General features: G+C 74.1%; 20 protein-coding genes and 3 tRNA genes. 12 read left to right on the top strand and 11 right to left on the bottom strand.

What is annotated here, in order from left to right; translation table 11 throughout:
- The first annotated feature begins 2 nt into the window (after positions 1-2).
- On the top strand, positions 3-2,750 hold the full coding sequence (locus AC3EN4_RS15075; RefSeq protein WP_435206590.1) for an FtsX-like permease family protein: 2,748 nt from the start codon (positions 3-5) through the stop codon (positions 2,748-2,750).
- Between the two features lie 56 nt (positions 2,751-2,806).
- Here the strand turns inward: AC3EN4_RS15075 and AC3EN4_RS15070 are convergent.
- From AC3EN4_RS15070 to AC3EN4_RS15060, 3 genes are all read right to left on the bottom strand, one after another.
- A tRNA-Val gene (locus AC3EN4_RS15070) sits at positions 2,807-2,881 on the bottom strand.
- 13 nt (positions 2,882-2,894) lie between these two features.
- Positions 2,895-2,965, bottom strand: a tRNA-Cys gene (locus AC3EN4_RS15065).
- 34 nt (positions 2,966-2,999) lie between these two features.
- Positions 3,000-3,072: transfer RNA gene (locus AC3EN4_RS15060), tRNA-Gly, on the bottom strand.
- Between the two features lie 333 nt (positions 3,073-3,405).
- On the opposite strand from AC3EN4_RS15060, the gene AC3EN4_RS15055 reads away from it, so the two are divergent.
- On the top strand, positions 3,406-4,008 hold the full coding sequence (locus AC3EN4_RS15055; protein ID WP_422739035.1) for a TetR/AcrR family transcriptional regulator: 603 nt from the start codon (positions 3,406-3,408) through the stop codon (positions 4,006-4,008).
- 144 nt (positions 4,009-4,152) lie between these two features.
- A complete protein-coding gene (locus AC3EN4_RS15050) occupies positions 4,153-4,734 on the top strand; it encodes a TIGR03086 family metal-binding protein (RefSeq protein WP_435206457.1) in 582 nt (193 codons plus the stop codon).
- A gap of 70 nt (positions 4,735-4,804) precedes the next feature.
- On the opposite strand, the gene AC3EN4_RS15045 is transcribed toward AC3EN4_RS15050, so the two are convergent.
- The gene (locus tag AC3EN4_RS15045) at positions 4,805-5,938 is read right to left on the bottom strand and encodes an alkane 1-monooxygenase (protein ID WP_435206456.1); all 1,134 of its coding nucleotides are present in this window, start codon (positions 5,936-5,938) and stop codon (positions 4,805-4,807) included.
- A gap of 176 nt (positions 5,939-6,114) precedes the next feature.
- Here AC3EN4_RS15045 and AC3EN4_RS15040 point away from each other — a divergent pair, with 176 nt between their 5' ends.
- Complete coding sequence (locus tag AC3EN4_RS15040) at positions 6,115-9,039, top strand: M36 family metallopeptidase (protein WP_435206455.1); 2,925 nt, start codon at positions 6,115-6,117, stop codon at positions 9,037-9,039.
- A 45-nt stretch (positions 9,040-9,084) separates the two neighbouring features.
- On the opposite strand, the gene AC3EN4_RS15035 is transcribed toward AC3EN4_RS15040, so the two are convergent.
- On the bottom strand, positions 9,085-9,954 hold the full coding sequence (locus AC3EN4_RS15035) for a hypothetical protein (RefSeq protein WP_435206454.1): 870 nt from the start codon (positions 9,952-9,954) through the stop codon (positions 9,085-9,087).
- A 171-nt stretch (positions 9,955-10,125) separates the two neighbouring features.
- Here AC3EN4_RS15035 and AC3EN4_RS15030 point away from each other — a divergent pair, with 171 nt between their 5' ends.
- Together AC3EN4_RS15030 and AC3EN4_RS15025 are read left to right on the top strand one after the other, a co-directional pair.
- Positions 10,126-10,794, top strand: a complete 669-nt coding sequence (locus AC3EN4_RS15030) for a class I SAM-dependent methyltransferase (RefSeq protein WP_435206453.1) — start codon at positions 10,126-10,128, stop codon at positions 10,792-10,794.
- A 9-nt stretch (positions 10,795-10,803) separates the two neighbouring features.
- Positions 10,804-11,985, top strand: coding sequence for a cytochrome P450 (locus AC3EN4_RS15025; RefSeq protein WP_435206452.1), 1,182 nt, complete (start codon positions 10,804-10,806; stop codon positions 11,983-11,985).
- On the opposite strand, the gene AC3EN4_RS15020 is transcribed toward AC3EN4_RS15025, so the two are convergent.
- Positions 11,959-12,237, bottom strand: a complete 279-nt coding sequence (locus AC3EN4_RS15020; RefSeq protein ID WP_435206451.1) for a hypothetical protein — start codon at positions 12,235-12,237, stop codon at positions 11,959-11,961. The genes AC3EN4_RS15025 and AC3EN4_RS15020 overlap by 27 nt on opposite strands.
- 119 nt (positions 12,238-12,356) lie before the next feature.
- Here AC3EN4_RS15020 and AC3EN4_RS15015 point away from each other — a divergent pair, with 119 nt between their 5' ends.
- The 3 genes from AC3EN4_RS15015 (at position 12,357) to AC3EN4_RS15005 (ending at position 14,985) form a co-directional block, all read left to right on the top strand.
- A complete protein-coding gene (locus AC3EN4_RS15015; RefSeq protein WP_435206450.1) occupies positions 12,357-13,199 on the top strand; it encodes a polysaccharide deacetylase family protein in 843 nt (280 codons plus the stop codon).
- 83 nt (positions 13,200-13,282) lie between these two features.
- Positions 13,283-14,200: an ATP-binding cassette domain-containing protein gene (locus tag AC3EN4_RS15010; RefSeq protein ID WP_435206449.1), complete on the top strand. Its 918-nt coding sequence runs from the start codon at positions 13,283-13,285 to the stop codon at positions 14,198-14,200.
- Positions 14,197-14,985, top strand: coding sequence for an ABC transporter permease subunit (locus tag AC3EN4_RS15005; protein WP_435206448.1), 789 nt, complete (start codon positions 14,197-14,199; stop codon positions 14,983-14,985). Before AC3EN4_RS15010 ends, AC3EN4_RS15005 begins: the two co-directional genes overlap by 4 nt.
- A 30-nt stretch (positions 14,986-15,015) precedes the next feature.
- On the opposite strand, the gene AC3EN4_RS15000 is transcribed toward AC3EN4_RS15005, so the two are convergent.
- From AC3EN4_RS15000 to AC3EN4_RS14985, 4 genes are read right to left on the bottom strand one after another with little or no spacing between them, the layout of a single operon-like run.
- Positions 15,016-15,681 (bottom strand): response regulator, encoded by a 666-nt coding sequence (locus AC3EN4_RS15000; RefSeq protein ID WP_435206589.1) that lies wholly within the window; start codon positions 15,679-15,681, stop codon positions 15,016-15,018.
- Positions 15,682-15,692: 11 nt separating this feature from the next.
- The gene (locus AC3EN4_RS14995; RefSeq protein ID WP_435206447.1) at positions 15,693-17,261 is read right to left on the bottom strand and encodes a sensor histidine kinase; all 1,569 of its coding nucleotides are present in this window, start codon (positions 17,259-17,261) and stop codon (positions 15,693-15,695) included.
- Positions 17,262-17,315: 54 nt separating this feature from the next.
- Positions 17,316-18,047 carry a dethiobiotin synthase gene (bioD, locus tag AC3EN4_RS14990; RefSeq protein ID WP_422739024.1) on the bottom strand — a complete coding sequence of 244 codons (732 nt, stop codon included), beginning with the start codon at positions 18,045-18,047 and terminating at the stop codon, positions 17,316-17,318.
- Complete coding sequence (locus tag AC3EN4_RS14985) at positions 18,044-19,180, bottom strand: 8-amino-7-oxononanoate synthase (protein WP_435206588.1); 1,137 nt, start codon at positions 19,178-19,180, stop codon at positions 18,044-18,046. Before AC3EN4_RS14985 ends, bioD begins: the two co-directional genes overlap by 4 nt.
- A 250-nt stretch (positions 19,181-19,430) precedes the next feature.
- On the opposite strand from AC3EN4_RS14985, the gene bioB reads away from it, so the two are divergent.
- From bioB to AC3EN4_RS14970, 3 genes are read left to right on the top strand one after another with little or no spacing between them, the layout of a single operon-like run.
- A complete protein-coding gene (bioB, locus tag AC3EN4_RS14980; protein ID WP_355051766.1) occupies positions 19,431-20,426 on the top strand; it encodes a biotin synthase BioB in 996 nt (331 codons plus the stop codon).
- A gap of 1 nt (position 20,427) precedes the next feature.
- Positions 20,428-20,646, top strand: a complete 219-nt coding sequence (gene bsaP, locus AC3EN4_RS14975) for a biotin synthase auxiliary protein BsaP (RefSeq protein ID WP_422740620.1) — start codon at positions 20,428-20,430, stop codon at positions 20,644-20,646.
- 4 nt (positions 20,647-20,650) lie between these two features.
- Positions 20,651-21,157 (top strand): GNAT family N-acetyltransferase, encoded by a 507-nt coding sequence (locus tag AC3EN4_RS14970; protein ID WP_435206446.1) that lies wholly within the window; start codon positions 20,651-20,653, stop codon positions 21,155-21,157.
- Between the two features lies 1 nt (position 21,158).
- On the opposite strand, the gene AC3EN4_RS14965 is transcribed toward AC3EN4_RS14970, so the two are convergent.
- Positions 21,159-21,777: DUF488 domain-containing protein (locus AC3EN4_RS14965; RefSeq protein WP_435206445.1), on the bottom strand; the 619-nt coding region annotated here is incomplete at its 5' end.

Raw genomic sequence — 21,777 nt, 5'->3', positions numbered from 1 at the left:
AGATGACCCGCCGGTTGCCGGCACCGCACTGGCCCAGCGTCCGGGGCCGTGGCCGGGCCGACGCCGGACCCCTGCTGCTCACCGCGGCCGTCATCGCCGCCGTCGCGCTGCTCGCCGGGGCCGTACCGGTGCTGCTCCGCGCCGCCGCCGACCAGACCGTCCAGGACACCGTCCGCCACGCCGGCCACGACGCGAACGTCATCGCCCACGCCGACTGGGAACGCGACGACGGTCCGACCGGCGGGCGGGTGCGCATGGCCGACCTCGCCAAGGGCGTCGACGACTTCCGTGTCCGGGCGACGTACGCCCTCGGGCGCGACCTGGACGACGCGCTGCTCGCGCCCATCGCCGTCGTCGACGGCCCGGTTCTGACCGTCACCGAGGGCAATGCCCCGCGTACCTTCCAGTTCAGCTACCTGGCCGATGACGCCGGCGGCCCGGAGGTCACCTGGATCGCCGGGAACGCCCCCGCCGCCGCCGTCCCGGACGACTACGTCGAGGCCCCCTACCAGGGTCCGCCCTGGCCGGTGCAGGTCGGCATCTCCGAGACGGACGCGGCGGCGCTCGGCCTCGGCCCCGGCGATCGGATCCCGGCCAAGGACAGCCGGGGGCGCGGCAAGGACCTGCGGATCAGCGGGATCTGGCGACCCACGGACACGTCCGATCCCGCCTGGCGACTCGCCCCGGCGCTGCTGCGCCCCCTGCCCGGCGCCGACGGCGTGGGGATCACCCGGTTCGCCGGTCTGCTGTCGCGCGATTCGTTGCCGGACGCCCGGCTCGCCGTCGACGAGGACCAACTGCGGCGCGCGGTCCACTTCGCCCCCGACCCCGACGCGCTCACCTGGGGCAGCAGCGCGACCCTGGTCGACCGGGTGGTCACGCTGAAGGCGGCGTCCGGCTCGTCCGGCGCCCGCGACGACTCCCTGAAGTGGGAGTCGCAGCTCGACGCCACCCTGCGCGCGACCCGTACCCGGATCAACGCCGTCGCCGCGCAGGCGGCCGTGCTGCTCACGGGTGTGCTGACCGCCGCGGTCCTGGTGCTGCTGCTCGCCGCCGACCTCCTGGTCCGCCGCCGTAACCCGGCGTTGAGCGCCGCCCGGCAACGCGGGGCGGCGCTGGGCGACCTCGGTACGGAACTGGCCGTCGAGTCCACAGTGGTGTCGCTGTCCGGCGCTGTCGTCGGACTCGTGCTCGCCCGGACGGTGGCTCCGGGCGTCTCCTGGACCTGGGCCGTCCCGGTGGTCCTGGCCGGCGCCGCCGCCGGGCCGGCGTTCGGCATCCTCGCCGCCGCTCGGGCCAGCCGCGACCGCCGGCAGCCCGCCAACCGGTCCGCCCGACGCTGGATCCGGACCACCGGCCAGCTGCGTCGGGCCGTCGTGGAGGCCGCTGTCCTGATCGCCGCGGTCGCCGCCCTCGTCACGCTGCACCAGCGCGGACTCCTGCCGGTCACCTCCGACGGCGACATGGCTGAGCCGACCGGTGACGTGATCCTGCCGGTCAGCGCCGTCGCGCTGGGCGCGCTGGTGGGCGCGCTCGTCCTGATCCGACTGCTGCCCCTCGGGGCACGGCTCGCGCTCCGGCAGGCCCTGCGCTCGCGCCGCCCGCTGGCCGTGTTCGGCACCGCCCGGGCGGCCACGACGGCCGGGCGCGCGCTGCCGCTGCTGGTGCTGGTGTGCGCCACGGCGCTCGCGTCGTTCGCGCTCATCCTGGGTGCCACGGTCAACCGGGGCCTGGCCGACGGCGCGTGGAGTGCCGTCGGCGCCGACGCCCGCCTCGACGTCGCCGGGGACGCCGAGACCGCCACGCCCACCGTCGCCGCGCACATCGCCGCCGCGCCCGGGGTACGGCAGGTCGTGGTCGCGCAGGTCACCGACTCGGCGCGGGTGTTCACCGACTCGTCGCCGCTCACGCCCCGCCTGGTCATCGTGGACGCCGCCGCGTTCCAGCGCCTGTTGGCCAGCACCCCGCTGCCCGACGCGCCGGCCCTGGCCCGGCTCACCACCCCCGGTCCCCGTCCCGGGGAGGTCCCCGCGCTGGTCCGGTCGGGCGACGGCGAACTGCGGACCGGCACGAGGTTGCAGCTACCCCGGGACGACGCCCCGGCGATCCACCTCGTCGCGGTCGGTGCCGCACCCTCGGTCGACGGCGCCGGTGACGTCGTCATCGTGGACGCCGGGGCGCTCGCCGACGCCGGGCTGCCCGCCGTTCCGAACACGGTCTGGGTGACCGGTCCCGGCGCGGCGCGGGCGGTCACCAACAGCGGTGTCGCCTCCGACGTCGTGGTGCGGGCGGACGTTCTGCGGGCGCAGCGGGTGGCTCCACTGACCGCAGGGCTCCTCCGGCTGGCGTGGGCCGCCGCCGCGGTGCTGCTGGCGCTGGGGCTGCTCGGCCTCGCGCTCGCCGCCGCAGCGGGGGCGGGGGAACGGTGGCAGACCCTGACCCGGCTGCGGACCCTCGGCCTGCGGCCACGCGACGCGCGCTGGGTGGCCGCCGGAGAGCTGCTGCCGCCGGTGGTGGTCGTCGCGGTGTGCGGTCCGCTCCTCGGTGCCCTGCTGGCACGCCTGACGCTCGGCCCGCTCGACCTGCGGCTGCTCACCGGTCAGGCCGGCGACCCGGGGGCGGTCCTGCCGTGGTGGCTGCTCGCGATGGTGGGTGTGGCGCTGCTGGCGGCCGCCGCCACCGTCGTACCCGTCGAGTCGACGCTGCGACGACGCGACCGGTTGAGCGAGGTGCTCCGCGCCGGCGAGTAGTGGTACGCGTGAGGCCCGCCACCGGATCCGGTGGCGGGCCTCAACACTTGTCCAGCTGGTGGGCGATACTGGGTTTGAACCAGTGACCTCTTCCGTGTCAAGGAAGCGCGCTCCCACTGCGCCAATCGCCCGTGCTTGTTGCCGAGGTGGGGACGGGATTTGAACCCGCGTGGACGGCTTTGCAGGCCGTTGCCTCGCCTCTCGGCCACCCCACCGAGGTTGCCCCCGTCACGCGTGGCGGCAGCTCCGAGCGGACGACGGGATTCGAACCCGCGACCCTCACCTTGGCAAGGTGATGCGCTACCAGCTGCGCTACGTCCGCACGCCCCCGGCTTTCCCGGGTGACGGATGAGAACTTTAGCCGAGCCGGGGAACGACTGCCAAATCGGGGTCCGTGTCGGCGCGTCCCTCCTGCCCGATCCGACGCCGAGGAAGCGGTCGCGGAACCGCCCGGTACGGGGAGTTCGGCACCACCCGGGGCGGGCTTCCTAGTCAGCTGACCTGATGTCTCAATTGACGTCCGACCGTCACACTCCGGCATCAGGTGAACGAGCCACCGCATCCCCGGAAAGTGTCCATCTTCCGACTCTTACCCCACGAATCGGACGGTAGCGGTAACTGTTCGTGTTCGGGTCGATGGGCTACGGTAACGGTCGTGACGAGACGTGCGGCCGAGATCCGCCTGGATGCCCTGCTGCGCACCGCCTGCGACGTGATCGTGGAGCGCGGTCTGGCCAACACCCGGACGGCCGACGTGGCGCAGGCGGCCGGGGTGAGCCAGGCACTGGTGTTCTACCACTTCGCCACGAAGGAGCGGTTGCTCGCGCAGGCCTTCGCATACGCCGTCGAGCAGGATCTGGCCCGCCTGGACGCGGTCACCCGCTCCTCGGCACCGCCGCTGACGAAGCTCCGCCGGATCCTCAAGCTCTACACCCCGGCCGGTCGGGCCACATCCTGGTCGATGTGGATCGACGGCTGGTCCGAGTCGCTGCGCACCCCCGAGCTGGAGAAGGTGTCCCGCCGGCTCGACCTGCGGTGGCGGCAGGACCTCGCCGCGGTGATCTCCACCGGGGTCGCCGACGGCACCTTCCAGTGCGCCGACCCGGACGGGGCCGCCTGGCGGATCAGCGCCGTGATGGACGGCCTCGCCGTGCAGCTCGCGGTGCACGACCGGGTCATCTCCCGGCGACAGTTCGGGGAGTGGGTACGCCTGGTCACCGCCCGCGAGCTGGGCCTGGATCCGGCCGACCTCGACTAGGGCCGGCGTCAAAGCTCCTGGCCGGCCCGCGGCGGGCCCAGCTCGGCCGAAGGACGTCGACACATCCCCGGGCGACCGACCGCGCCGGACACCGGGCCGGGCAAAACGGCTCCGGCAGGCGCGCCGAAGTGAACAATCGACGGCATGGATCTGCTGGAGGCGTACCGCCGGAGCCTGGCCGAGTTCGTCGACCGGGTGGACCAGATCGGGCCCGGCCAGTGGTCCGCGGAGACACCCTGTCCCGGCTGGGACGTCCGCACCCTGGTCAACCACGTGGTCGGCGAGGACCGGTGGAGCGTTCCGCTGCTCGCCGGCCGCACCATCGACGAGGTCGGCGACCGCTTCGAGGGTGACCAGCTCGGCGACGACCCGGTCACGACGACCCGGGAGGCGGCCGCGCAGGCCGAGATCGCCGTCACCCACCCCGGCACGATCGACCGCACCGTGCACCTGTCGGCCGGTGCGACCCCGGCCGCCGAGTACGTCAGCCAACTCCTCGCCGAACACCTGATCCACGGCTGGGACCTGGCGGTGGCGATCGGCGCCGACCCACGGTTCGACCCGGACGCGGTGCACGTGTGCGCCCAGTGGTTCGCCGGCCGGGTCGACGACTATCGGCGCGACAAGCTGGTCCGGGACGAGGCGCGGGTGCCCGCCGATGCCGACGAGCAGGATCACCTGCTGGCCGCCTTCGGCCGCGACCCGGACTGGGCGCCCGGCGAATGACCCGCGACCCGGACTGGGCACCCGGCGACTGAGCCGCCACCGCCGGGAACTGCGCCCGGCGACCGAGCCGTCAGCGCCGGGGTCGGGTGTTGGCCAGCCCTCGGTCGCCGCCGTAGTGAGCGAGCACCCGGTGGTCCATCACCCGCCGCCACAGCGGTGGGAGCAGCGCCACCACCACCATCGTCGCGTACCCGGCGGGCAACTGCGGTGAGCTGTCGAAGCTGCGCAGCGTCTGGTACCGGCGCAGCGGGTTCGCGTGATGGTCGCTGTGCCGCTGGAGTTGGAAGAGGAAGACGTTGGTGACCGTGCGGTCGCTGTTCCAACTGTGCCGGGCGTCGACCTTCTCGTAGCGTCCGGTGGCGGTGCGCTGCCGGGCCAGCCCGTAGTGCTCCAGGTAGTTGACGACCTCCAGCAGGGAGAACCCGACCACCGCCTGCAGCACCAGGAAGGGCAGCACCGCCGGGCCGAAGAGCACGGCCAGCGTCGCGTAGAGCGCCACGGTCATCGCCCAGGCGTTGAGCACGTCGTTGCGGTACGTCCAGGGGGTCCGGCCCCGGAGGCGGAACCGGGCGGTCTCCAGCCGCCACGCCGAGCGGAGGCTGCCGAGGACGGTACGCGGCCAGAACGCCCAGAAGCTCTCCCCCAGCCGCGAGCTGGCCGGATCCTCCGGCGTGGCGACCCGTACGTGGTGGCCGCGGTTGTGCTCGACGTAGAAGTGCCCGTAGGCGGCCGGCGCGAGGGCCACCTTGGACAGCCACCGTTCCACCCGCTCGCGCTTGTGGCCCAGCTCGTGGGCGGTGTTGATGGCGATGCCGTTGACCACTCCGACGGTGGCCACCAGACCGGCGGCGCCGACGACCGAGAGGCCGTCGTGGGTCCAGACCGCGCAGCAGGCCACCAGGGCCGCGTACTGCGCCGGCAGGTAGAGGTAGGTCAGCCAGCGGTAGTAGCCGTCGGCGGCCAGCCGGGGCACCGCCTCCTCGGGAGGGTTGCGCCGGTCGTCGCCGATCAGCAGGTCGATCACCGGGATCAGGCCGAACACGACGACCGGGGTGAGCCACCACGCCCAGGCACCGCCGGTGGTCCGCCAGAGCGCGAGACCGGCGAAGGGTAGCGCCGGCACCAGCAGCGCGAGCGGCCAGAGGGGTTTGCGCCGATCCCGCCAGGCGACGGGCTGGACGGTCGGATCGATGTCGACGGCCATGGATCGACTGTGACAGCCGTCACTGTCTTTTACAAGAGGAAGCGTTTTGTAAAGTCGACATATCTCTATCGGGACCTTGCCGCTTCCTCGATCGACTGATATCCACAGATGCGCATGCGTCACCGCGCATCGCCGGTCGGCAGCCGCCGGCCATCCCGCTCCCACGAGGAGGTTCCGTGCCACAACCGGAGTGGTCACCCCCGATGAGCCGGCGTCGACGCCGGCTCATCGCCGTCCTGGCGACAACGGCGACCCTCGCCGCGCTGCTACCCAACGGCACGAGCAACGCCGCACCCGCCGCCGCTCCCGCCGAGCGCTCGTCCGGGCCGTTCGCCGAGGGGCACCAGCCCGCCGACCTCGACAACCGCACCGGTACGGCGGCGCCCGACGCCCGCCAGCGTGGCCTGGCCCGCGCCGCCGACCCGGACGTGCGGTGGAACCGACTCGGCACGCCGCAGGCGCTCGGCCCCGGTCGTACCCCGCTCGCCGCCGGACTGCCCGCCGACCCGGAGGCCGCCGCGCGCGCCTACCTGACCGCGAACCGCGACCTGTACGGCATGGACGCCGCGACGGTCGCCGGTATGGACCGGGTGCTGGTCAGGCCGATCGGCAGCGGCGCGGTGGTGACCCTGCGGCAGCGCTTCGGCGACCTGCCGGCCGGTCACGACGGCCTGGTCACGCTCGCGGTCAGCGGCGGCTCGGTGCTCGCCGTCAACTCCTCCCTGGCCCGGGACACCCGCGCGCCCGCCCCCGCGACCCGCACCGCCGAGCAGGCGTACGCCGACGCGCTCGCCGACGCCGGACTGAGCCCGACGGCCGTCGCCAGCCACACCGTGCGGGCCGTGGCCGTGCCCACCCCGCTCGACGGACCCCGGGCCGCCTACGAGGTGACCATGATCGGCGCGGACACCGACCACCCGGCGGCGTTCACCAGCTACGTGGACGGCAGCACCGGGAAGGTGCTGGTCCGCGAGGACCTCGTCGACTTCGACTCGGACAACCCGAGCTGGGCGGTCTTCCCGGCCACCCCGCCCCGGGACCTCGCCGCCGGCCAGGACCCCCGGGTGCGCTGGTGCGGCGACCCGGCCCCGGACTGCCAGGCGGCGTTCCGCGACCCGGCCACCGGGCAGCCGTGGGACGTCGACGCGGCCACCGGCACACCCACCTTCACCTCGCGCGGCAACTCGGCCAACACCGTGCTCTCCTGGGGCAACAACACCCCGGTGGTGCCGGCGACCCCCAGCGCGGACCGCCGCTACGAGTACCCGTTCACCGACCAGTGGCACCAGGCCAGGTGCAACCCGGAGGTGTTTACGTCCGCGCAGCGCAACGACGCGGACGCGGCGATCGCCAACCTGTTCGCCATGCACAACCGGATGCACGACTGGGCGTACCAGCTCGGCTTCACCGAGTCGGCGTGGAACCTCCAGGCGGTCAACCTCACCCCGTCCGGCCTGGGCGGTGACGCCGAGCAGGGCCGTGCCCAGCAGGGCGCGCTGACCGGCAATCGCAACAACGCCAACCAGGGCACCCCGCGCGACGGTCTGCCGCCGACCACCAACATGTACCTGTGGCAGCCGCAGGCCGGTGGCCCGTACCCGCCGTGCGTCGACGGCGACTACGACATGACGGTGATCGGCCACGAGTACACCCACGCCATCACCAACCGGATGATCGCCGGCCCGGACAGCGGGATCAGCGGCCACCAGGGCGGGGCGATGGGCGAGTCGTGGGGCGACCTGATGGCCGCCGAGTACCTCTTCCAGAACGGGCTGCGCGCTCCCGGCGAGTCGCCGTTCGTCACCGGCGGCTACGTCACCGGCAACCTGGTCAGCGGCATCCGCAACTACGACCTGAGCCGTAGCCCGCTGAACTACTCGGACATCGGCTACAACACCGCCGGTCCGGCGGTGCACGCCGACGGGGAGATCTGGGGGGCCACCAACTACCGGGTACGCGCCGCGCTGGTCAAGCGGTACGGCCTGGGCACCCCGCAGCGACAGCGGGAGTGCGCGCAGGGCGCCGTGCCGGCCGACAGGTGCCCGGGCAACCGGCGCTGGTCGCAACTGGTCTTCGACTCGTTCCTCCTGCAGGCGGCCAGCCAGGTCAGCATGCTCGACATGCGGGACAACATGCTCACCGCCGACCTGCTGCGCTTCGGCGGCGCGAACCAGGACCTGATCTGGGCCGAGTTCGCCCGCTCCGGGATGGGCCGGGACGCCGCCACCAACGGCGCCGCGGACACCGACCCGACACCGAGCTTCGCCTCACCCCGGGGCGGCAACGCGACGTTGACCCTGCGCCCGCGCGGGGACAGCGCCGACGCGCCCATCCGGGTGTACGTCGGGCACTACGAGGCAAGGGCTGTACCGATCGCGGACACCGACCCGGCGACGCCGATCCCGGACACGGTGGAGCTGGTCGCCGGCACGTACGACCTGCTGGCCGTCGCGCCCGGCTTCGGGCACCAGCGGCTCAGCGTGGTCGCCGACGCCGGCAAGAACGGCTACGTGGACCTGCGGCTGAGCCGCAACCTCGCGTCCAAGGCCTCCGGCGCGACGATCAGCGGCGACGGGGTCAACCTGGACCGGGTCGCCGACGACACCGAGGCGACGAACTGGGCCGCGCTGGACGGGGTGGCCGGCAAGCAGCTCACCGTGGCGCTGGCCGGTGACGCCCCGCAGGTGGTCAAGCGGGTGAACGTCAGCGCGATGCTGCGACCCGCGATCGTCGGGGACGCCGACACCGGCAGTCAGAACGCGCTCAGCGCGCTGCGCTCGTTCGCCGTGTCCGCCTGCGACGCGACCACCACCGACTGTGCCGACCCGGCGCGCTGGCGGCGCATCTACACCAGCGCGGCCGACGCGTTCCCCGGCGGGGCGTACCGGGCGTACAGCCGCGACATCAACCTGCGCACGTTCGCGGTGCCCACCACCCTCGCCACCCACCTGCGGCTGGAGGTGCTGACCAGCCAGTGCACCGGCGGCCCGCAGTACGCCGGTGAGCAGGACGACGACCCGGCCACGACGACCGACTGCGCCACGGCCAGCCCGGCCCAGGCACAGGTCAGGATCGCCGAGTTCCAGGCGTTCGCGAAGTGACACCGTCGGGGCCGGCGGGCGACCGCCGGCCCCGACAGCCCCCGATCAGCGGCGTGCCGGGTGCCAGCGCCCGGTCGGCGCGGGCCGCTCCCAGAGCCGGTCCACCGGCGGGTCCTCGGCCTCGGCCTCGTCCTTCGCGGCGCGGGTCAGGTGGCGCAGTCGCAGCAGCAGGCCCACCCCGAGCGAGAGCAGCAACCCGCCGAGCAGGAACGCCGCCTGCACCACACCGAACCCCCCGGTCTGCGCGACCGGACGGCCGGCCGGCGGTGGCGCCGCGTCGACCGGCTGGTCCGCGATCGCCTCCTCGGTCGGTGCGCTCTCCTCCGACGCCGGCTCGCTCGGCGGGTCGCTCGGCAGCGCCGGAGTCGGGCTCGGCGTCGGCGTCGGCGTACGGGTTCCGGTGCCACCCGCTCCCAGCACCGACCGGGTGGCCGTCTGGCGGGCCAGCAGGCGCAGGTTGGCGTCGTACGCCTCGGCGGCGAGGGTGACCCGCCCCTGGCTGACGTCCTCGGCGAAGGCCACCCGGTAGCGGGCGGTCACCGTACGGCCCGGGCAGAGGGTGCCCGGGTCGAGTTGCCGGTCGGTCAACCGGGCCACGTCACCCTCGGTCCGGATCTCCACCGGGAAGTCGCCGTTCTCCTCCACCCGGTCCATCTTCACCTGGTCGAGGCGGATGCCCTGCACCCGCAGCACCATCGACCAGCGCACCTTCACGCACCCACCGCGCCGGTCCGTCTGCGAGACCACCGCGGAGATCGTGCGCACCTGGTCGCCGGCGGTGAACCGGGCCGGCAGGCCGCCCATCTCGGTAGCGAACGCCGCCTGCGCCGGTGCCGCCAGGGTGAGCACCACCCCGGCCACGCCGGCAACCAACGCCCCGAGCCGCAGCGCGTACCGCCACACGATCACCACCACCTCACTCCTTCTCGTCCCCGTAGGGAAACGCTAGGAGGAAGCGGACGGATCACACAGACGGGTGTCTTCGCACCGGACGCCAAGCGCGAGGGGTCATTTCACCGACAGTGGTGAACCGGTCACCACTCCCCCACGACACGCCGCGTGCCGGGCCACTGGGAGAATCACCAGGTGTCCGAGCTCTCCAGCACGTTCGTCCGGCTGCACGCCCGGCTGACCCCGGTTCCCTTCGTCCCCGAGGTACGCCTGCACCAGGCGGACGAGCCGATCGGGCTCTGGGAGTTGACCGAGGGGCAGTTCTCCAGCGACCGGCCGCCGCCGTTCTGGGCCTTCGCCTGGGCCGGCGGCCAGGCGCTGGCCCGCTACGTCACCGACCATCCGGACCTGGTCGCCGGCCGGCGGGTGTTCGACCTCGCCTCCGGCTCCGGCCTGGTGGCCATCGCCGCCGCCCGGGCCGGCGCGGCGTCCGTGCGGGCCGTCGAGGTCGACGAACTGGCGGTCGCGGCCGTCGCGCTCAATGCCGAGGCCAACGGGGTACGCGTCGACGCCGAGCTCGGAGACATCCTCGACGGCGACGCGGGCGACGCCGAGGTGGTGCTCGCCGGGGACGTCTTCTACAGCGACGCGATGGCCCGACGGGTGCTGCGGTTCCTGCTGCGCGCCACCCGGGCCGGGGCGCCGGCGCTGGTCGGTGACCCCGGCCGGGCGTTCCTGCCCCGGGACCGGTTCGACGAGCTGGCCAGCTACGACGTGCCGGTGCCGGAGGCCCTGGAGAGCGTGCGGGTGAAGCGCACCACCGTCTGGCGGTTGCGTCCCGGCCTGCCGGGGGCCGCCAGCTAGCGTGGCGGCGTGCTCTTCTCCGGCTGGGCGTCCGCGGTCGAGGCACCCTGGCCGGACGTCGCCGAGGTGACCGATCACGTCGGCGTACGCCACCTCGTCGTCACCCGGCACGCGCTGGTCCGCCAAGTCCTCGCCGACCCCCAGCGCTACCGGCCGGACAACGCCCTGGACGCGGTGACCCCGATGCCGGTGACCGCGCTGCGCGTGCTCGCCGGGCACCGGTTTCGGCTGCCGCCGACCCTGGCGAACAACTCCGGCCACAGCCATCCGCAGATCCGGGGCATCGTGGCGGACGCGCTGCACCCCGCGAAGGTGGCCGCCCAGCGCCCCTGGCTCACCGCCCTGGTCCGGGAGCGGGTCACCCGGCTCCGCGCCAGCCTCGACGCCGGCGCGTCGGTGGACCTGTACGCGGACCTCGCCGCCGACCTGCCCCTGCTGGTGCTGGCCCGGCTGGTCGACCTGCCGGACGCCCCGGTCGGCGCGGTCAAGGAGTTCGCCCAGGCGGCACTGGAGCTGTTCTGGGCGCCCCTGGACGACGACCGGCAGGTCGCGCTCGCCGCCGAGGTGGGCCGCTTCCACCGCGTGCTGCGGGAGTTCGCGGCCACCGGGGGTGGGCTGGCCGCCGAACTGCGCGCCGCCGGGCACCCGCCCGACGTGGTGGTCGGCGCGCTCTTCTTCCTGCTGGTCGCCGGCCAGGAGACCACCTCGCAGTTCCTCACCCTGCTGCTGCACCGGCTGGCCGGCGAACCGGCGGTACGCGCCGCGCTGCGCGCGGGCGACGTCGCGGTGGCCGACGTCGTGGAGGAGGGCCTGCGCCTGGAACCGCCGATCGTCACCTGGCGACGCGTCGCGGCGGCGGACGGCACGCTCGGCGGCACGGCCGTGCCGGCGGGCACCAGCATCGTGCTGTGGCTGGCCCGCGCCGGCCGCGATCCGGCGGTCGTCGGCGCGCCGGACGAGTTCGTCCCCGGGCAGCGCGGGTCGCGGCGGCACCTGGCGTTCGGGGCGGGTGCGCACCGGTGCGTCGGCGACGTCCTGGCCCGGATGGAGGCGGCCGTGGTGGTGGCCGAGGCCGCGCCCCTGCTCGACGGGGTGACGGTGGTACGGCCGCCGTGGTGCCCGGACAACCTCACCTTCCGGATGCCGGACGCCTTCGTGGTGCGGTCAGTCGAGCGGCCCGCTGACCAGTAGCACGATGCCCCCGATGACCGCGGCAGCGCCGAGGAGCAGTACGGCGCCGCCGACGAGGAACCGCGCGACGGTGAAGCCGACGTCCTGCCGCACCTCAGCCGGATCACGGTCGGGTACTCCCCACACGCGATTCCATGGGTTCCTCGCCAACCGGCGGGCCTCCGCGTCGACATACCCGAACAAGTTGCGGGTCATCGTCAGCCCGATAAACCCCAGCAGCACGCCGAAGCCGACGACGGCGAGTACCTGCACGATCCACCGCACCGTCGGCCGCCTCCGCTGATCCCCTTGACTCCCATCCGAGGCTAGGCCGCCCGGGCAAGACCACTCGGGGCCGCGGCCCCTGAGCGTGACCCGCTATGTTTCCGGGCGTGTCATCAGCCCTTCCGCGCCGCATCGCCGCAGTGGTAACACTTCTGGCCCTGCTGGTGCTGAGTGCCTGCGCAGCCGGACCCGCGTCCCACGCCCGGCAGGTCGCGGCGCAACCGAGCCCGTCCGCCTCGCCGTCCGCGTCACCGTCGCCCTCCGCGTCGCCGACCGCCCGGCCCACGCCCGGAAGCCTCGACTGGTACGTGTCGCAGGCGCCGACCTTCCCCGAGGCGCCGCCGCCGCAACCGGTGCCGCTGCCGGTGACCGGCCCGATCCCGTTCTGGCACCGCCTGCCGACCGACCAGAAGGTCGCCTTCATCACCATCGACGACGGCGGGCTGGCCCGACCGCCCGCGGTGGCCGACTTCATCTGGCGCGCGCACATCCCGGTCACGATGTTCCTGAACTCGCCGGCCGCCGAGGAGCACGACGAATACTTCCGCCAGATCCAGGTCGCCGGCGGGGTCGTCGAGAACCACACCATCCGGCACAACTCCCTCGCCGGCCGGTCGTACGACTACCAGAAGCAGGAGATCTGCGGGGCGGCGGACAAGCTCGAGACACTGTTCGGCAAGCGGGCGACCCTGTTCCGCCCGCCGTTCGGCGAGTACGACAGCACCACGCTGGAGGCCGCCCGGGACTGCGGCGCGAAGGCGGTCCTGCACTGGTCCGAGACGGTCCACGAGGGCAAGGTGCGCTACCAGACCCCGGAGAAGGTGGTCCAACCCGGCGACGTGCTGCTGATGCACTTCCGGCCGGCGCTGATGGACGACCTGCTGGCGGCGCTGAAGGCCATCCACCGGGCCGGACTCACCCCGGCGCTGCTGGAGGACTACATCCGCTGACCCGCGAGGACTGACGAAAGTCAGTGCCGGTCGGTGCCGTTCGGGCGCGGCGGGCCCAGCCGACCGACGCCTAGCGTCAACGCATGATCACATTACGTGGGTTGACGAAACGGTTCGGGGCGACCCTCGCGGTCGACGCCCTGACCGTCGACGTCGCGCCCGGCCGGGTCACCGGCTTCCTCGGCCCCAACGGCGCCGGCAAGTCCACCACCATGCGGATGATCCTCGGCCTGGACCGGCCCACCGCCGGGCAGGCGCTCGTCGCCGGCCGGTCGTACCGGGAACTGCGGCGACCGTTGCACGAGGTGGGCGCCCTCCTCGACGCCCGGGCCCTGCACCCGACCCGGTCCGGGCGGGCGCACCTGCTGGCCATGGCCCGCAGCAACGGCATCCCCGCCCGCCGGGTGGACGAGGTGCTCGACACCGTGGGGCTGGACGGGCGGGCGGCCGGCAAGCCGGGCCGCGCCCTCTCGCTGGGCATGGCGCAGCGGCTCGGCATCGCCGGAGCGCTGCTCGGTGACCCGCCGGTGCTGATGTTCGACGAGCCGGTGAACGGCCTCGACCCGGACGGGGTGCGCTGGGTACGGCAGCTCATGCGCTCCCTCGCCGGGCAGGGTCGGACGGTCTTCGTGTCCAGCCACCTGATGAGCGAGATGCAGCTCACCGCCGACCAACTCGTGGTGATCGGTCGGGGACGACTGCTCGCCGACGCCCCGGTCGGCGACGTCATCGCGGGCAGCGCGGTCGCCGTACGGGTCCGTAGCCCGCACCGCGAAGGGCTCGCCACCCTCGCCGCGCGGCTCACCGCGACCGGCGGCACCGTCGAGGAGGCCGGACCGGACGAGCTGACCGTCACCGGCGCCACGGTGGACCGGATCGGCGACCTCGCGTACGAGCTGGGGGTGCGGTTGCACGAGCTGAGCCCGCACGGCGCCTCGCTGGAGCAGGCGTTCATGGAGTTGACCGCCGACAGTGTCGAGTACGCCGGGGGTGCCGCATGAGCACGCAGGCCGCCACGCCCACCCGTCCCTTCCGCGGTGCGCTGGCCGCCGAGTGGAGCAAGCTGTTCTCGGTCCGCAGCACCTGGTGGACGCTGCTGGCCGGGCTGCTCGTGATGGCCGCGAGCGCCGGACAGTTGGCCATCTACGCGGCGAACGCCAACACCAACGACGACCCGGTCGACGACCTCGGCGTCGTCACCGCCGGCACCGTGCTGATCGACGCGATCGAGCTGACCCAGTACGCCGTGCTGGCGGTGGGTCTGCTCGCCATCACCACCGAGTTCACCAGCGGCACCATCGCCACGACCCTGCAGTGCACCCCGGCCCGCGGTCGGGTGCTGCTGGCCAAGGCCGTCGTGGCCGGCGCCGTCACCTTCGCCCTCGGGCTGCTGCTCGGCGTTGTCGGCGTCCTCGTCGCCCGCCCGGTGCTCGGCGACTGGGGAAGTGCGCCGACCGCCGACACGATCGGCGACATCGTGGCGGTGGCGACCTACCTGGCCCTGGTCGGCGTCCTCGCGCTCGGCCTCGGTGCGGCACTGCGCAGCGCCGTACTCACGATCATCGTGCTCTTCGCCACCCTGATGATCGTGCCGCTGTCGCTGCAGGAGCCGGACATCACCGTCCTGAACCGGATCGCCGACGTGTTTCCCGGCGTGGCCGGCGGGCACTTCCTCGCCGGGGACACCGACCCGTACCCGAGTGTGGTCGGGTTGCTGCTGCTCGCCGGCTGGGCGGGCGCCGCGCTGCTGCTCGGCCGCGCCATGCTGCGCCGCCGGGACGCCTGACACGGTGAGCGGGGGCCGGCCGGCCCCCGCTCACCGCTCGACCAGACCCGCCTCGTACGCGAGGATCGCCGCCTGCACCCGGTTGCGCACCGCCAACCGGGTGAAGATGCTCGTCAGGTAGCTCTTCACGGTGCCCTCCACCAGGTGCAGCCGGCGAGCGATCTCCGCGTTGGACAGACCCGCGCCGACCAGCGCCAGCACCTCGCGTTCCCGCTCGGTCAGTCCGGCCGTCCGATCCCGCGCCGCGGGACGGCGCGCCAACCGGCCGGCACCCAGCTCGATCACCCGACGCGCCACCCGTGGCGACAGGTACGCCCCGCCGTCGGCGACCGCGTGCACCCCGGCGATCAGCTCCCGCGGGTCACCGGCCTTGAGCAGGAACCCGCTCGCGCCGTGCCCGAGCGCCCGGGCCACATGGTCGTCCTCTCCGAAGGTGGTCAACATGACCGTCGCCGTGGCCGGCGCCAACCGGTGGATCTCAGCCGCCGCGGCCAGGCCGTCCAGCCGGGGCATCCGGATGTCCAGCAACGCCACCCGCGGTCGGTGCGCTCGGACCAACTCCACCGCCGCCCGCCCGTCGCCGGCCTCGGCGACCACCTCGATACCCGGATCGGCCGCGAGGATGGCCCGCACCCCGGCCCGGATCATCGCCTCGTCGTCGGCCAGGACCACCCGGACGGGCGCGGCCGGGGCCATGTCGGTGTCCACTATGTGATGCGCTCCTTGCTGACCAGTCGGCCGTCGGTGAAGCAGAGCCGCCACGTCGCCTCGGCGAGGGGGAAGTTGCCGTCGGTGTAGTACTCGCAGCCCGGCGTCGACACCCCGAGCGGCGGGGCGAGCTGCCGGCGGGGCAGCCCGGGCAGGTCGGCCCGCGCGGTACCGGGCCGCATCCGGTCGTACGTCGACTCGTCGAGCACCGTGCCGGCCGTGGCGAACGGGTAGTAGACAAGCGACAGGGCCAGCGCGAAGCCGGCCGGCGCGGCGAGCGCCGTCAGCAGGCTCCGACGCGCCCGGCGGCGGGCCTCGCGCAGCCGCCGTTCGGCGTCGGCCGGCCGTTCCGGGACGCCCCGGGGCGTGGGGACGTCGTCGACCGTCCCACCGGCGGCGGCCACCGCCGGCAGCCCCGGTTCGGCGGCGAGCGGCAGCCGGGCACGCAGCGCGAATCCGCCGTCGGGGCACGGACCGGCGTCCAGTACGCCGCCGGCCAGCCGTACCCGCTCGGCCAGGGCGACCAGACCACTTCCCGAGGACGCCGGTCGGGGCAGCGGACCGGCCGGCGGCGGCGCGTTGCGCACCCGCACCCGCACCCCGTCCACCTCGGTCGTCAGGGTCACCGTAACCGGGGCGCCCGGGGCGTACCGGGCGGCGTTGGTGAGCGCCTCCCGCACCACCTGGTGGGCGGCGGAGCCGGTCATGCCGGGCAGTCGCAGGGCGTCGGGCGCCGCGTCGAGCCGTACCGCCATGCCGGCCTCACGGGCCCCGGTCACCAGGTCCACGACGGTCTCCCCCACCGGCCGGACGCCGGCCGGGCCGCCCTCCTCCCGCAGCACCCCGATGATGTCGTGCAGCCGTTCGGTCGCCGCCGCGACGCTGGCCCGCAGCTCCCCCACGGCCGCCCGGTGGGCCGGCGCGAGGTCGGCGGCGAGTTCCAACGCGGCGGCCCGCACCGCGATCAGGCTGAGGTCGTGACCGAGTGAGTCGTGCATCTCCTCGGCGATCCGCGCCCGCTCGCGAAGCCGGATCCGTTCCGCGACGCCACGGCGCTCGCGCGCCACCGCCTCGACGTGTCGACGGCCGGCGTCGGCCAGCGCCTGCTGCTGCCGCCGGTACCGACCCACCAGCCACGGGAACACCCCGCCGAACAGCAGCACCGACGCCAGCAGGAACCAGGTCGCCGCCCCGGTGCCGAGCAACCCGAGGTTCAGCACCGTGCCGCCCAGGGCGATCACGCCGAACAGCACGGCGGCCGGCGTCGCGGTCGCGCTGCGCCGGCCGGTCAGATAGCTGAACACCGGGATGGCGAACACGAAGTTGCCGTCCACCAGCGAACCGAGCACCACCAGCAGCAGACCCACCAGCGGCCACCGTCGCGCCGACGCCACGGCGGCCGCGAGCAGCGCCAACGCGCCGAGCAGCAGCACCACACCGAACCGTGGGTACGGCGGAGTCACCCGCGCGGCCGCGACCGGCGCGGCCACCACCGCCCAGAGCGACACGTCCAGCACGGGACGCCGCCACCGGGGCGGCCCGGACGCCGACGGCTCCAGGATCCTCACGGCGGCCAGGCTACCCACGTCCGACCTGCGCGGACACCGACGAAAGTCAGGTGTTCAGCTGCTCTCCTCGGCCCAGACGCGCCAGTCGTCGAGCACCCCGTGCAGCGCCGGGGTGAGCCAGCCCGGCGCCGACCGCCGGAACACCCCCGGGTCGATCGCGCCCGCGCCGGCCGGCACCGCGCCCAGCAGGTTCGGCACCAGGTCGGTCAGGTTCGTCCAGTGCACCAGCTCCGGCGACGCCGGCCAGGCGCCGATCACGACTCCGGCTGGTACCGCCCGACGATCCAGCGCCTCCAGGGTCAGCGCCGTGTGGTTGAGCGTGCCCAGCCCGGCCCGGGCGACCACCACCGCGGGCGCGCCGAGCGACACCGCCAGGTCGGCCATCGTCCACGGCTCGCCGGACGGCCGCAGCCCCATCGGCACCAGCAGACCACCGGCCCCCTCGACGAGGACCAGGTCGTGCTTGTCCGCCTCCTCGCGGACGGCGTCCACCGCCGTGTACAGCTCCAACGGCGGCAGGTCCGCGACCCGGGCCGCGGCCAGCGGCGCGAGGGGGTCCGGGAAACTCGCCAGGGTACGGCCGGTCAGCGGGGCCGCCAGCCGGTTGACCGCGTCCACGTCACCCGGCTCACCACCGGCCGTGCCGGTCTGGCCCGGTTTGACCACCGCCACGCGCAGACCGGCGGCCTGCGCGGCCGCCGCGATCGCCGCGGTGACCACCGTCTTGCCCACCTCGGTGTCGGTGCCGGTGACCAGCACCGGCCCCGCCCACGCCGTATCACTCATGGGGCACAGTCCACGATGACGTCCAGGGCCCGCTCGAAGTCCGCCCGGGGCACCCCGGCGCTGACCGTGAGGCGCAGCCGGGAGCGGGTGTCCGGGGTCGACGGAGGCCGGAAGCAGCCGACCGCGACGCCCCGGTCCCGGCAGTCGGCCGCCCACGCCGTCGCGGCCTCCGGACCGGGCGCCGTCACCGAGATCACCGCCGCGTCCGGCGCGGAGACGGCCAGCCCGGCCGCGCGCAGACGACCGACCGCCAGCGCCACCCGGTCGGCGACCTCGGCGCGCAGGTCGTCACCGGCGCGGGCCAGCCGCAGCGCGGCGTGCACCCCGGCCGCCACGGCCGGCGGCAGCGCGGTGTCGAAGATGAAGGTACGGCCCGTCTCGACCAGGTGCCGGACGAACTCGGCCGGACCGGCGACCACCCCACCCGCCCCGCCGAGCGCCTTGGACAGGGTGGCGGTGACCACCACGTCCGGCTCACCGGCCAGACCGGCGGCGGCCACCGCCCCCGCTCCGGACAGGCCGGTCAGGCCGAGCGCGTGCGCGTCGTCGACCAGCAGCAGCGCGCCGTAGCGGCGGGCCACCCTGTGCAGCTCGGCCAGCGGCGCGAGATCGCCGTCGACCGAGAAGACCGACTCGGTGACCACCACCGCCGGGCGTCCCGGCGCCACGGCCAGGGCCGCGGCCACCGCCGTCACGTCGGCGTGCGCGCTGACCACCGTCTCGGCGCCCGAGATCCGGCAGCCGTCGATCAGCGAGGCGTGGTTGTGCGCGTCCGAGACGAGCAGGGTCCGGGGCTGCACGAGCGCCCGCAACGCGCCCAGGTTCGCCAGGTAGCCGGAGGAGAAGACGAGCGCCCGGTCGGTGCCCAGCCACTGCGCCAGCTCGTCCTCCAGGGCGTGATGCGCGTCGGTCGAGCCGCGCACCAGCCGTGAGCCGGTCGCGCCCAGCCCGTACGCCGACAGTGCCGCCGTGGCCGCGGCCGTGACCTCCGGGTGGGTGGCCAGGCCGAGGTAGTCGTTGCCGGCGAGGTCGGTCAGCCGATCGTCGGCGGGACGCGGGTGCAGCCGCCTGGTCAAGCCGGCCTTCGCCCGCAACTGCGCGCGACGATCGAGCGCCGCCAGCCAGTCCGCCACCGTCACCCCTTCACCGCCGTCCGCGCCGGTCACGCCGACGTCCGCCGGGCGAAATTACCACCCGGCTGCGCCGCGCAGACGAATCCACTCGGTACGCGAGGCGAACGCCGACCCAGAGACAGCTACCGCCACGTACGGTCAACGGGTTGTCACTCATGGTCGCCGTGCGGGTGGCGTGGCCTGGCCGTCCTCGGTCCGCGCCGACGGCGGGTCGTACCCGGCGGACCGGGGGCCTTGTAGGGTACGAGCCATGCCAGAGATCCTCGACCAGGCCCGCACCCAGGTCCTGGGTGACGGCGTCGGCCTCGACCAGGCCGGCGTCCTCGCCGTGCTGAACCTGCCCGACGAGCACCTGCCCGCCGCCCTGCAACTCGCCCACGAGGTGCGGATGCGGTGGTGCGGCCCCGAGGTCGAGGTCGAGGGCATCGTGTCGCTGAAGACCGGCGGCTGCCCGGAGGACTGCCACTTCTGCTCCCAGTCGGGCCTGTTCACCTCCCCGGTGCGCTCGGTCTGGCTGGACATCCCGTCGCTGGTCGAGGCCGCCAAGCAGACCGCGAAGACCGGTGCCACGGAGTTCTGCATCGTGGCCGCCGTGCGCGGCCCGGACGCGCGGCTGATGAAGCAGATGCGCGAGGGCGTCGCGGCCATCAAGGCCGAGGTCGACATCCAGGTCGCCGCGTCGCTGGGCATGCTCAGCCAGGAGCAGGTCGACGACCTGGTCGACATGGGCGTGCACCGCTACAACCACAACCTGGAGACCTGCCGGTCGTACTTCCCGAACGTGGTCACCACGCACTCCTGGGAGGAGCGTTGGGAGACGCTGCGGATGGTCCGCGACTCCGGCATGGAGGTGTGCTGCGGTGGCATCCTCGGCCTCGGCGAGACCGTCGAGCAGCGGGCGGAGTTCGCCGCGCAGCTCGCCGAACTCGACCCGCACGAGGTGCCGCTGAACTTCCTCAACCCGCGCCCCGGCACCCCACTCGGCGACCGCCCGGTCGTCGAGGGCAAGGACGCGCTGCGGGCCATCGCCGCGTTCCGGCTGGCCATGCCCCGCACCATCCTGCGGTACGCGGGCGGCCGGGAGATCACCCTCGGTGACCTCGGCACCCGCGACGGTCTGCTCGGCGGCATCAACGCCGTGATCGTCGGCAACTACCTGACCACCCTGGGCCGGCCGGCGACCGCCGACCTCGACCTGCTCGACGAGCTGAAGATGCCGGTCAAGGCCCTCTCCGCGACCCTCTGAGCTGATCGGTGAGGACGACGTGACCGAGCTGGTGGCAGCGCAACGCTGGTGTGACCGCTGCGGCGAGGACGCGTCGGCCGCCGGGCACGAGTCGTGCGCGGCGGCCCGGACGCTGGAGCCGCCGCGCTACTGCCCGGCCTGCCGACGCCGGATGAAGGTGCAGGTGTTGCCGGTCGGCTGGTCGGCGGTCTGCGTCGAGCACGGCGAGAGCCGAGGCTGAGCCGGTGCTGCGCGGGCGTGCGGTGACCCTGCGACCGGCGACGGTCACGGACGTGCCGGCCCTCGCGGCCATCCGGGAGCAACCGGAGGTACGCCGGTGGTGGCGCGGCGGCGACGACCTGACCGCCGCGGTCCACGCCGACCTCGATGACGACGACCTGACGCTGTACGCCATCGAGCACGACGGCCGGGTGATCGGCGCGATCCAGTGGTACGCCGAGTCCGACCCGGACTACCGGCACGCCAGCCTGGACGTGTTCCTCGATCCGGAGTCACGCGGCGCGGGCCATGGTGGAGACGCCATCCGCACCCTGGTGCGGCACCTGATCGACGAGTACGGCCACCACCGGTTCACCATCGACCCGGCGGCGGCGAACAGCGCCGCCATCCGGGCGTACGCCAAGGTGGGTTTCCGTCCGGTGGGCATCATGCGCCGCTACGAACGCGGCGAGGACGGCCGCTGGCACGACGCCCTGCTGATGGACCTGCTCGCGGAGGAGCTGGCCGGCTGAGTCAGCCCGCCGCCCAGAGCAGGTGCCCGTCGGGCAGGCGGCGGGCACCCTCGGCCGGCCGGTGCGGGCTGAGCCGGCCGTCCGGCATGAGGTGCGACACCGGCACCCCACGGCCGAGTACCGCGACGTCGGCGATCAGCCGTCGGTGGCAGCGCCACCAGACGCTCTCACTGCACATCACCGCTGTGGTGCGCGATACGCAGTCGGCCAGCACCTCGTCCAGCGCAGTGTCGAAGTCGGACGTGCGCGTGTACGCGGCGTACGCCCGGAAGGCCGCGACAGTCCACCAGGTGTCCGGCTCCGGCTCGCCGGCGCGGACGTGCCGTCGACCGCCGAGGCGCGGTTCCCAGCGGTAGTCGATGCCCCGTTCGGGCAGCCAGCGTTCCATGGCCTCCCGACGGACGTCCGGGTTGGTCCGGCTGGCCGGGTAGCGGCGCACGTCCACGACCAGGGCGACCTCCGCGCCGGCCAGCAGTGCACCGAGCTGGTCCCGGCCGGCGGTCCCGTGCCCGACGGTCACCAACGCGCGCTCCATCGACCCAGCTTGCCCCGAGTCGCCGCCGTCCGCCCGCCGGCCCGGCACGGTGCGCCAAAAAAGCGCGCCCGGCACCGTACGGTGC

The organism is Micromonospora sp. bgisy143 (assembly GCF_057708145.1).
The sequence above is the reverse complement of the archived record's forward strand: the minus strand, read 5'-3'. Positions and strand labels throughout refer to the sequence as shown.

Coding starts and splice junctions, on each gene's coding strand:
- AC3EN4_RS15075 (WP_435206590.1), top strand. CDS start 3: ATGACCCGCCGGTTGCCGGCACCGCACTGGCCCAGCGTCCGGGGCCGT.
- AC3EN4_RS15050 (WP_435206457.1), top strand. CDS start 4,153: ATGGATCTGCTGGAGGCGTACCGCCGGAGCCTGGCCGAGTTCGTCGAC.
- AC3EN4_RS15045 (WP_435206456.1), bottom strand. CDS start 5,938: ATGGCCGTCGACATCGATCCGACCGTCCAGCCCGTCGCCTGGCGGGAT.
- AC3EN4_RS15010 (WP_435206449.1), top strand. CDS start 13,283: ATGATCACATTACGTGGGTTGACGAAACGGTTCGGGGCGACCCTCGCG.
- AC3EN4_RS15005 (WP_435206448.1), top strand. CDS start 14,197: ATGAGCACGCAGGCCGCCACGCCCACCCGTCCCTTCCGCGGTGCGCTG.
- AC3EN4_RS15000 (WP_435206589.1), bottom strand. CDS start 15,681: ATGGCCCCGGCCGCGCCCGTCCGGGTGGTCCTGGCCGACGACGAGGCG.
- bioD (WP_422739024.1), bottom strand. CDS start 18,047: ATGAGTGATACGGCGTGGGCGGGGCCGGTGCTGGTCACCGGCACCGAC.
- bioB (WP_355051766.1), top strand. CDS start 19,431: ATGCCAGAGATCCTCGACCAGGCCCGCACCCAGGTCCTGGGTGACGGC.